The 8,477-nt window shown below is 69.5% G+C and carries 10 protein-coding genes and 1 pseudogene; 2 read left to right on the top strand and 9 right to left on the bottom strand.

Annotated elements, in window-relative coordinates; translation table 11 throughout:
- Positions 1-122: 122 nt before the first annotated feature.
- Positions 123-1,271, top strand: coding sequence for a trypsin-like peptidase domain-containing protein (locus tag G7A99_RS01080; protein WP_018717642.1), 1,149 nt, complete (start codon positions 123-125; stop codon positions 1,269-1,271).
- Between the two features lie 19 nt (positions 1,272-1,290).
- Here the strand turns inward: G7A99_RS01080 and hisD are convergent, their stop codons facing one another.
- Genes hisD through G7A99_RS01035 form a run of 9 tightly spaced genes read right to left on the bottom strand, consistent with a single transcriptional unit; the run spans position 1,291 to position 7,993 of the window.
- Positions 1,291-2,589: a histidinol dehydrogenase gene (hisD, locus tag G7A99_RS01075; protein WP_163138676.1), complete on the bottom strand. Its 1,299-nt coding sequence runs from the start codon at positions 2,587-2,589 to the stop codon at positions 1,291-1,293.
- Between the two features lie 58 nt (positions 2,590-2,647).
- Positions 2,648-3,289, bottom strand: a complete 642-nt coding sequence (gene hisG, locus G7A99_RS01070; protein ID WP_018717640.1) for an ATP phosphoribosyltransferase — start codon at positions 3,287-3,289, stop codon at positions 2,648-2,650.
- 27 nt (positions 3,290-3,316) lie between these two features.
- Positions 3,317-4,579, bottom strand: coding sequence for a UDP-N-acetylglucosamine 1-carboxyvinyltransferase (gene murA, locus G7A99_RS01065; protein ID WP_018717639.1), 1,263 nt, complete (start codon positions 4,577-4,579; stop codon positions 3,317-3,319).
- 57 nt (positions 4,580-4,636) lie between these two features.
- Positions 4,637-4,879 carry a BolA family protein gene (locus tag G7A99_RS01060; protein ID WP_018717638.1) on the bottom strand — a complete coding sequence of 81 codons (243 nt, stop codon included), beginning with the start codon at positions 4,877-4,879 and terminating at the stop codon, positions 4,637-4,639.
- Positions 4,880-4,926: 47 nt separating this feature from the next.
- Positions 4,927-5,247 carry a lipid asymmetry maintenance protein MlaB gene (locus tag G7A99_RS01055; protein ID WP_018717637.1) on the bottom strand — a complete coding sequence of 107 codons (321 nt, stop codon included), beginning with the start codon at positions 5,245-5,247 and terminating at the stop codon, positions 4,927-4,929.
- The gene (locus G7A99_RS01050; protein WP_018717636.1) at positions 5,244-5,867 is read right to left on the bottom strand and encodes a phospholipid-binding protein MlaC; all 624 of its coding nucleotides are present in this window, start codon (positions 5,865-5,867) and stop codon (positions 5,244-5,246) included. The genes G7A99_RS01055 and G7A99_RS01050 overlap by 4 nt, the downstream gene beginning before the upstream one ends.
- The gene (gene mlaD / locus G7A99_RS01045) at positions 5,867-6,364 is read right to left on the bottom strand and encodes an outer membrane lipid asymmetry maintenance protein MlaD (RefSeq protein WP_026320995.1); all 498 of its coding nucleotides are present in this window, start codon (positions 6,362-6,364) and stop codon (positions 5,867-5,869) included. Before mlaD ends, G7A99_RS01050 begins: the two co-directional genes overlap by 1 nt.
- A gap of 28 nt (positions 6,365-6,392) precedes the next feature.
- Positions 6,393-7,169: a lipid asymmetry maintenance ABC transporter permease subunit MlaE gene (mlaE, locus tag G7A99_RS01040; RefSeq protein WP_163138675.1), complete on the bottom strand. Its 777-nt coding sequence runs from the start codon at positions 7,167-7,169 to the stop codon at positions 6,393-6,395.
- Entirely contained in the window at positions 7,166-7,993 is an 828-nt protein-coding gene (locus tag G7A99_RS01035) for an ABC transporter ATP-binding protein (RefSeq protein WP_163138674.1), read from the bottom strand. Before G7A99_RS01035 ends, mlaE begins: the two co-directional genes overlap by 4 nt.
- Before the next feature lie 185 nt (positions 7,994-8,178).
- On the opposite strand from G7A99_RS01035, the pseudogene G7A99_RS25055 reads away from it, so the two are divergent.
- A pseudogene (locus G7A99_RS25055) lies at positions 8,179-8,477 on the top strand (calcium/sodium antiporter); the annotation flags it as partial.

Below are 8,477 nucleotides of genomic sequence, written 5' to 3'. Positions count from 1 at the left end.
TTGCGAGCAGCTCGTCACAGTAACGAACGAGCTCCGGAATCTGTACCATAATGCCTCCCGTCACCGCGCAGACGGCCATGGTAGCGCGGCTGCCGGGTCCGGGCACACCAGGAGATATCGCTATGCCAGGCAGCCGCATCGGCCGCTTCGTACTGCGCTACGTCGTCGTCGGCGTCCTCGCCGCGCTGGCGGCGGTATGGCTCGCCCCCGAGGTGTTCACACCGCCGGCACCGGTCGTGCGGGTCAGCGAGGCCCCGTCGGCGGACGGCTCCGCGCCCACGCCGCCGCGCCCGGCGTCATACGCCGACGCCGTGGAGCGCGCCGCACCCGCAGTCGTCAACGTCTATACCACCCGCGCACCAGAGCAGCGCCACCACCCGTTCTTCGACGACCCGCAGCTGCGGCGGTTCTTCGGCGCCCCCAAGGAACAGCGCCCGGAGCGCTCGCTGGGCTCCGGCGTCATCGTCAGCCCCGACGGCTACGTGCTGACCAATGAGCATGTGGTCCGCGACGCCGACGCCATCGAGGTCCTGCTCAGCGACGGACGCGCGGCAACCGCCGAGGTGGTGGGCAGCGACCCGGACACCGATCTCGCCGTACTCGACGTCGGCCTCGGAGAACTCCCCCACGCCACCTTCGGTGACTCGACGGCGCTGCGGGTGGGCGACATCGTCCTCGCCGTGGGCAACCCGTTCGGAGTCGGCCAGACCGTGACCCAGGGGATCGTCAGCGCCACCGGCCGGGACCACCTGGGGCTGGCGACCTTCGAGAACTTCATACAGACCGACGCGGCAATCAACCCGGGCAACTCCGGCGGCGCACTGATCAACGCCGCAGGCGAGCTGGTGGGGATCAACACCGCGATCTACAGCCGCTCCGGCGGTTCCATGGGCATCGGCTTCGCCATCCCGGTGAGCCTCGCCCGCGGCGTGATGCGCGAGCTCATTGAACAGGGGCATGTCACCCGCGGCTGGATCGGCGTGCAGGTCCAGCCGATGACGCCGCCGCTGGCGGATACGCTGTCACTGCCGGACGTCGGCGGGGTACTGATTGCCGGGGTGCTCCGCGGCGGCCCTGCGCACGAGGCCGGCATCCAGCCCGGGGACGTCATCCTCTCCATCGATGAACACCCGGTGGACGGACCGACCCAGCTGCTCAACCGTATCAGCGGACTGAGCCCGGGCAGCGAGGCCGTTGTCGCCGGGATCGGCCGGGACGGGCGCTTCAACCGGCGCGTGACCATCGGCCGGCGCCCGACGGGCGGGGGCTGAACGCGCCCCGCCGCCGGACCTACTCGCCGCGCATCTCTGCGGAGCGGGCGTGAGCGGTGAGCCCCTCACCGCGTGCGAGCTCGCTGGCCACCCGGCCGAGCGCGGCCCCGCCGGCCTCGGAGCACTCGATCAGGCTGGTGCGCTTCTGGAAGTCGTATACGCCGAGCGGCGAGGCAAAGCGCGCGGTGCGCGAGGTCGGCAGCACGTGATTCGGGCCGGCGCAGTAATCGCCCACCGCCTCCGGCGTGTAGCGCCCCAGGAAGACCGCTCCGGCGTGACGGATACCCGCGGCCATGCGCCGCGGTTCCACCACCGAGAGCTCCAGGTGCTCGGGGGCAACGTGGTTGGCGACCGCCGCCGCCTCGGCGAGGTCGCGCACGTAGATGAGCGCACCGCGGGCAGACAGGGCCGCGCGGATGATCTCCGAGCGCTCCATCTCCGGGAGCAGCCGCTCCATTGACGCCTGGACCTGATCGAGGAACAGCGGGTCCGGACAGACCAGGATCGCCCGGGCGTCCTCGTCGTGCTCGGCCTGGGAGAACAGATCCATGGCGATCCAGTCGGCCTCGGTCTGGCCATCGCAGATCACCATGATCTCGGACGGACCGGCGACCATGTCGATGCCCACCCGCCCGAAAACGCGGCGCTTGGCCTCCGCGACGTAGGCGTTGCCGGGACCGACGATCTTGTCCACCGCCGGGATGGTGTCCGTACCGTAGGCGAGCGCCGCCACCGCATGCGCCCCGCCGAGACGGAAGACCCGGTCCACGCCCGCGATGCGTGCCGCGGCGAGCACCAGCGGATTGACCACGCCGTCCGGCGCCGGCACGACCATGATCACCTCGTCCACGCCGGCGACCTTGGCCGGCAGGGTATTCATGAGCACGGACGAGGGATAGGCCGCCTTGCCGCCGGGCACATAGACACCCACGCGCCCCAGCGGCGTCACCTGCTGTCCCAGGCGGTTGCCCTGACCGTCCTCGTAGTCCCAGGACTCGGCAAGCTGGCGGCGATGATAGTCGCGGATACGCTCGGCCGCGGTCTCCAGCGCCTCGCGCTGGGCCCCGGGCAGCGACGCCAGGGCCTGATCCTGCGCGGCCCGGCCCACCTCCAGCGCGGCCACGCTGTCCACGCTCAGGCGGTCGAAACGCGCGCTGTAGTCGAGCAGCGCCGCGTCCCCCTCCGCCGCCACGCGGGCGAGGATCTCGGCGACGGCCTCCTCCACCCGGGCGGTCGCGCCGTCGTTCCACTCCGTGAGGGCGCCCAGGCTCGACCAGAAGTCGGGCTGGGTAGTGCTCAGGCGCGTGATCTCAAGCATCGGCAGATGGCTCCTTGCCCGGTCAGGGCGGGTGTTCGCTGCTGGACGCCGCCCGGGCTCACGCCGCGGTGGTCACCGCGCGGCGGAGATCCTCGATCAGCGGCCGGATCCGGCGGTACTTCATCTTCATCGAGGCCTTGTTGACCACCAGGCGCGAGCTGATGTCGGCGATCGGTTCCAGCGGCTCAAGGCCGTTGGCACGCAGGGTGTTGCCCGTATCGACGAGGTCGACGATGAGATCCGCCAACCCCACCAGCGGCGCCAGCTCCATGGAGCCGTAGAGCTTGATCAGCTCCGCCTGACGCCCGCGATCGGCAAAGTACCGCCGGGTGATATTCACGAACTTGGTGGCGACCCGGGGCCGGCGCAAGGCCTCGTTGCCCGGACGCCCCGCCACCATCAGCCGGCAACGGGCGATGCCCAGGTCCAGCGGCTCGTAGAGCCCCTGGCCGCCGTATTCCAGGAGCACATCCTTGCCCGCCACCCCGAGGTCCGCGCCGCCGTACTCGACATAGGTCGGCACATCGGTGGCGCGGACAACGACCAGGCGCACCGCCGGATCGTTGGTGGGCAGCACCAGCCGGCGGCTGGCCTCCGGGTCCTCCGCCGGCTCAATGCCTGCCGCCGCAAGCAGCGGCAGGGTCTCCTCGAGGATGCGCCCCTTGGAGAGCGCGATGGTCAGCATGTCTTGGTCGTGCATAACCGTCCGGTTGATCGGCCGCGGGCCTCAGGCCGGCACGCGGCGGATGTTGGCGCCCAGCTGCGCGAGCTTCTCCTCGATGCACTCGTAGCCGCGGTCGATATGGTAGATGCGGTCGACGCAGGTCTCGCCGTCCGCCACCAGGCCGGCGAGCACCAGGCTCGCCGAGGCCCTGAGGTCCGTGGCCATCACCGGTGCGGCGGTCAGCCGGGGAACGCCGGTGGATATCGCCGTGTGCCCCTCCAGGCGGACGTCGGCGCCCATACGCTGGAGCTCGAGCACGTGCATGAAGCGGTTCTCGAAGACCGTCTCGGTGACCATGCCCACGCCCTCGGCCACGGCATTGAGGGCACAGAACTGCGCCTGCATGTCCGTGGGGAAGGCGGGATAGGGTGCCGTGCGCACGTTCACCGCCCGCGGCCGGCGCCCGCCGGGCATTGCGAGGTCGATGGTGCGCCCCTCGACGGCGATCTCCGCACCCGCCTCACCGAGCTTGGCGAGGACCGCGTCCAGCAGCTCCGGGGCCGTATCCTTGAGCCGGACCCGCCCGCCGGTCATCGCCGCGGCCACAAGGTAGGTCCCGGTCTCGATGCGGTCTGGCAGGACGTCGTAGTGCGTGCCGTGGAGGCGCTCGACGCCGTGTATCTCGATGGTGTCCGAGCCGGCGCCGCGTACATCCGCCCCCATGGCATTGAGGCAGTTCGCCAGGTCCACCACCTCCGGCTCGCGCGCCGCATTCTCGATGACGGTCACGCCCTCGGCGAGGGTCGCGGCCATCATCAGGTTCTCCGTGCCGGTGACGGTCACCAGGTCCATGACCAGGCGCGCCCCTTTGAGCCGGCTGCAGCGTGCGCGGATATAGCCGCTGTCGACGCTGATCTCGGCCCCCATCTGGCGAAGCCCCTCGACGTGGAGGTTCACCGGCCGCGAGCCGATGGCGCAGCCGCCGGGCAGCGACACATCCGCCTCGCCGTAGCGCGCGAGCAGCGGCCCGAGCACCAGGATGGAGGCGCGCATGGTCTTCACCAGCTCGTAGGGCGCGTAGCACTCTCGGATGCCGGTCGGGTCGACCTCGATGCGCATGCGCTCGTCGACGGTGAGACGCACGCCCATGCGCCCGAGCAGCTCCATCGTCGTGGTGATGTCGTGCAGGTGCGGGATGTTGCCCACCATGGTGGGCCCATCGGCGAGCATGGTCGCGGCCAGGATCGGCAACGCCGCGTTCTTGGCCCCCGAGATACGGATCTCGCCGTCCAGCGGCTCGCCGCCGCGAATGATCAGACGCTCCATTACGCCCCGCCCGGCCGGCCGTGCCGGCCCCCGTCCATGGCCACCGTTAGCACGCCCTCAGCCATTGGACGCGTCGTGCTGTCCGGGCGTCCGGGTCACCAGCGAGATCGCATGCAGCGCCTCGCTGTCGATATGATCGCGCAGCAGCTCGTTGACCATCCGATGCTGTCGGATCCGTGGCACCCCCTCGAAATCGGGGCTCACGATCAGCGCCCGGAAATGCACGCCGTCCCCATCCACCTGCACGGTGGCATCGGTCAGGCCGGCCTCGATGATCTCGCGAATGCGTTCGGAATCCATGATGCTCGCTCGTTTGCTCTGCGGTGCGATTGCCGGTTACGGACCGCTCAGGCCCGCCCACCGGTATCGGACGGCGTATTCTGATCCAATGCCAGGATCTCATCCACCCCGCTCACCCGGGCGATCGCGCTGAGCTGCCCCGGAACACCCTGGAAGACGACACTCCGGCCCCGGGCCCGCGCGGTGCGCACCCATTCCAGGAGCAGCGCGAGGCCCGCACTGTCGACGCGCTCCACGGCGGAGAGGTCCGCGACCACGTCCCCATCCCCGGGCAACGAGGCCGGCAGCTGCGTCACCGTGTCGAAGCCGAGGGCACCGCTGACGCGGCACACCCCGGCGTCGTCGCTACTCAGCGACGCCGAACTCACCCCGGCACCCCCCGCTCGGCATTGCGTTCGGCGAGGCGTTTGATGAGCGCGTCCAGCCCGTTGCGGCTGACCTCGTCGCCGAAGCTGCTGCGGTAGTTCTGGACCAGGCTCACACCCTCGATGACCACGTCGAAGACCTTCCATTCCCCGCTGTCGTTCTTGTAGAGGCTGTAGTTCACGGGGACCGGCGGACCGTCGCTGCGCACGATCTCGGTGGGCACGGTCACCCGCCCGCGCGAAGTATCCGCGTTCATGGGCGGGAACTTCACCTTTTCGTTGCTGTACTCCGACAGCGAGGTGCCGTAGGTGCGGATCAGCAGGCCCTTGAACTCCTCGACGAAACGCGCGCGCTGCTCGGCGGAGGCGTCGTTCCAGTGGCGACCGAGCACGAACCGACTCATCAGCTGGAAGTCGAAGCGCGGCAACACCAGGTCCGAGACGAAGCGGTAGACCGCACCGGGATCACCCTTGATCTCCTGCTTGTGCGCCTCCAGCGCAGCGAGCACCTCGTGGGTGGTGTCCTTGACCAGATCCTGCGGGGACTGCTGCGCCGCACCGGCCAGAGCCGGTGCGAGCACGACCGGAAGCAGCGCGAGTGTCAGGCATAACCGTCGCAACATCACTTACCCTCCGTGCCGCCATCCGAGCCCGAGTCCGAGCCGGACGCCTTATTGTAAAGGAACTGCCCGATGATCTTCTCCAGCACGATCGCCGACTGGGTGAGCATCAGCTCGTCGCCGGGCTGCAGCGCGGTGGGCATGCCACCCGCCTCCAGCCCCACGTACTGCTCACCGAGCAGCCCCGAGGTCAGAACGCTCGCACTGGTATCCATGGGCAGGTCGTCGAACCGCGAATCGATGGTCAGCTCGACACGCGCCTCGTAGGTGTCGGTGTCCAGGCTGATGCCGCTCACCCGGCCCACCTGCACCCCGCCCATCTTCACCGGCGCGCCCTCGCGCAGACCGCCGACGTTGCGGAAGTGGCCGATCACCGTGTAGCCCTCGGTGGTCTGGAACGCCGTGATATTGCTCACCCGCATGGCGAGCACCGTCAGCGCCGCCAGGCCGGCGACCACGAACAGCCCCACTGCGATCTCTATGGCGCGTGTCTTATCCATGATGCCCCAAACCCGGAAATAGGCCGCCCTAGTCGAACATGAGGGCGGTGAGAATGAAATCGAGCCCCAGCACGGCCAGCGAGGTATTCACCACCGTGTGGGTCGTGGCCCGGCTGACGCCCTCCGACGTGGGCATGCAGTCGAAGCCCTCGAAAACGGCGATCCAGCTCGCCACGACGCCGAATACCAGGCTCTTGATGATGCCACTGGCGATGTCGTCGTAGAACGAGACATTGGCCTGCATCTGCGACCAGTAGGCCCCGGCGTCCACGCCGAGCAGCTCGGTGCCCACGACGTAAGCGGAGAGGATGCCGAGCAGCGTGAAGATCGCCGCCAGCAGCGGCATGGCGATCACACCGGCGGCAAGCCGGGGCGCGACCACGCGGCGATGCGGGTCGACGGCCATCATCTCCATACTGGAGAGCTGTTCGGTGGCCTTCATCAGGCCGATCTCGGCAGTCAGCGCCGAGCCGGCACGCCCGGCGAACAACAGCGCGGTAACCACGGGCCCGAGCTCGCGGGTCAGCGACAGTGCCACCAGCGTGCCCAGGGAGTCCTCCGCGCCGAAATCCACCAGGGTATTGTGCCCCTGCAGCCCCAGCACCATGCCCACGAAGATGCCGGAGACGACGATGATCACCAGCGAGAGCACGCCCATTGAATAGAGCTGGTGGACGAGCAGGCGGAAACGCGGCACCAGCCCCGGCAGCCCTGCCAGCACCCGCAGCAGGAACAGCGAGGCGCGGCCGAGCCGGGCCATGCGCGCGAGGGTCCACGCCCCGACGCCCTGCAGCGCACGGATCATGGTACCTCCCCCCCGAGGGTCTCGGTGGCCAGCGAAGGGGCGGGATAGTGGAACGGCACCGGTCCGTCGGGCCTTGCATCCATGAACTGACGCACCCATGGCGAGTCCGACTCGCGCAGCGCCTCGGGCGAGCCCGACGCGATCACTTCACCATCGGCGATGACGTGGATACGGTCGGCGATGGCGGCGGTCTCGGCAACGTCGTGGGAGACCACCACACTGCTCAGCCCCAGGGCGTCGTTGAGTTCGCGGATCAGCTTCACCAGCACCCCCATGGAGATCGGATCCTGGCCGGAGAAGGGCTCGTCGTACATCACCAGTTCCGGGTCGAGCGCGATCGCCCGTGCCAGCGCCACGCGCCGCGCCATGCCGCCGGAGAGCTCGGCCGGGTAAAGATGGCGCGCGCCGCGCAGGCCGACCGCCTCGAGCTTGAGCAGCACGAGCTGATGAATCAGCGCCTCGGACAGCCGCGTGTGCTCGCGCAGCGGGAAGGCGACGTTCTCGTAACAGGTGAGATCGGTGAACAGCGCGCCGGCCTGGAAGAGCATGCCCATACGCCGGCGCAGCCGGTAGAGGGCGCGGCGCGAGAGACGGTCGACGCGCTCGCCGGCCACCCGGATCTCGCCCGCATCCGGGCGCAGCTGGCCGCCGATAAGCCGCAGCAGCGTGGTCTTGCCCGTGCCGCTGGGCCCCATGATGGCGGTGACCTCGCCGCGGTAGACCGTGATGTCCACGCCACTGAAGATCACACGCTCGCCGCGTGCGAAGTGGAGGTCCCGGATCTCGATGAGCGGCTCCTCGGCCGGGGCGGTGTCAGTACCCATCAGCATCCTTCCCGGAAGGGGCAGGCCGGATTGCGGCGCCCGGCATGGCAGGCGGCGGGCAGTATCAGTCACCCCCGCGGACCAGTCAACACGCCCCGGCCGCGGAACCCGCGCATGCTGGCCCGCGGCGGAGCCGCGCCGTATCATGGCCGGCTTCGAACGCCCTAACCGGGACGACACCGCCCATGCTGCCAGCGCTGCTCACCATCGTCGTCGGCTTCGTTGCCCTCACCTGGAGTGCGGACCGCTTCGTCATCGGTGCCTCCGGCACGGCGCGGCACCTGGGCATCCCGACGCTGATCATCGGCCTGACCATCGTCGGCATCGGCACCTCCGCACCGGAGATGCTGGTCTCGGCGATCGCCGCCTGGCAGGGCAGCCCGGGGCTCGCGGTGGGCAATGCGCTGGGCTCGAACATCACCAACGTGGGGCTGATCCTCGGGGCCACGGCGCTGATCGTGCCCCTGCAGGTCCGCTCGCGGCT

The sequence above is a fragment of the Arhodomonas sp. KWT genome, from assembly GCF_010993615.1.
Note: the sequence above shows the minus strand (reverse complement) of the source record. Positions and strands in the feature narration are given on the sequence as shown.

Coding starts and splice junctions, on each gene's coding strand:
- G7A99_RS01080 (WP_018717642.1), top strand. CDS start 123: ATGCCAGGCAGCCGCATCGGCCGCTTCGTACTGCGCTACGTCGTCGTC.
- hisD (WP_163138676.1), bottom strand. CDS start 2,589: ATGCTTGAGATCACGCGCCTGAGCACTACCCAGCCCGACTTCTGGTCG.
- hisG (WP_018717640.1), bottom strand. CDS start 3,289: ATGCACGACCAAGACATGCTGACCATCGCGCTCTCCAAGGGGCGCATC.
- murA (WP_018717639.1), bottom strand. CDS start 4,579: ATGGAGCGTCTGATCATTCGCGGCGGCGAGCCGCTGGACGGCGAGATC.
- G7A99_RS01060 (WP_018717638.1), bottom strand. CDS start 4,879: ATGGATTCCGAACGCATTCGCGAGATCATCGAGGCCGGCCTGACCGAT.
- G7A99_RS01050 (WP_018717636.1), bottom strand. CDS start 5,867: ATGTTGCGACGGTTATGCCTGACACTCGCGCTGCTTCCGGTCGTGCTC.
- mlaD (WP_026320995.1), bottom strand. CDS start 6,364: ATGGATAAGACACGCGCCATAGAGATCGCAGTGGGGCTGTTCGTGGTC.
- mlaE (WP_163138675.1), bottom strand. CDS start 7,169: ATGATCCGTGCGCTGCAGGGCGTCGGGGCGTGGACCCTCGCGCGCATG.
- G7A99_RS01035 (WP_163138674.1), bottom strand. CDS start 7,993: ATGGGTACTGACACCGCCCCGGCCGAGGAGCCGCTCATCGAGATCCGG.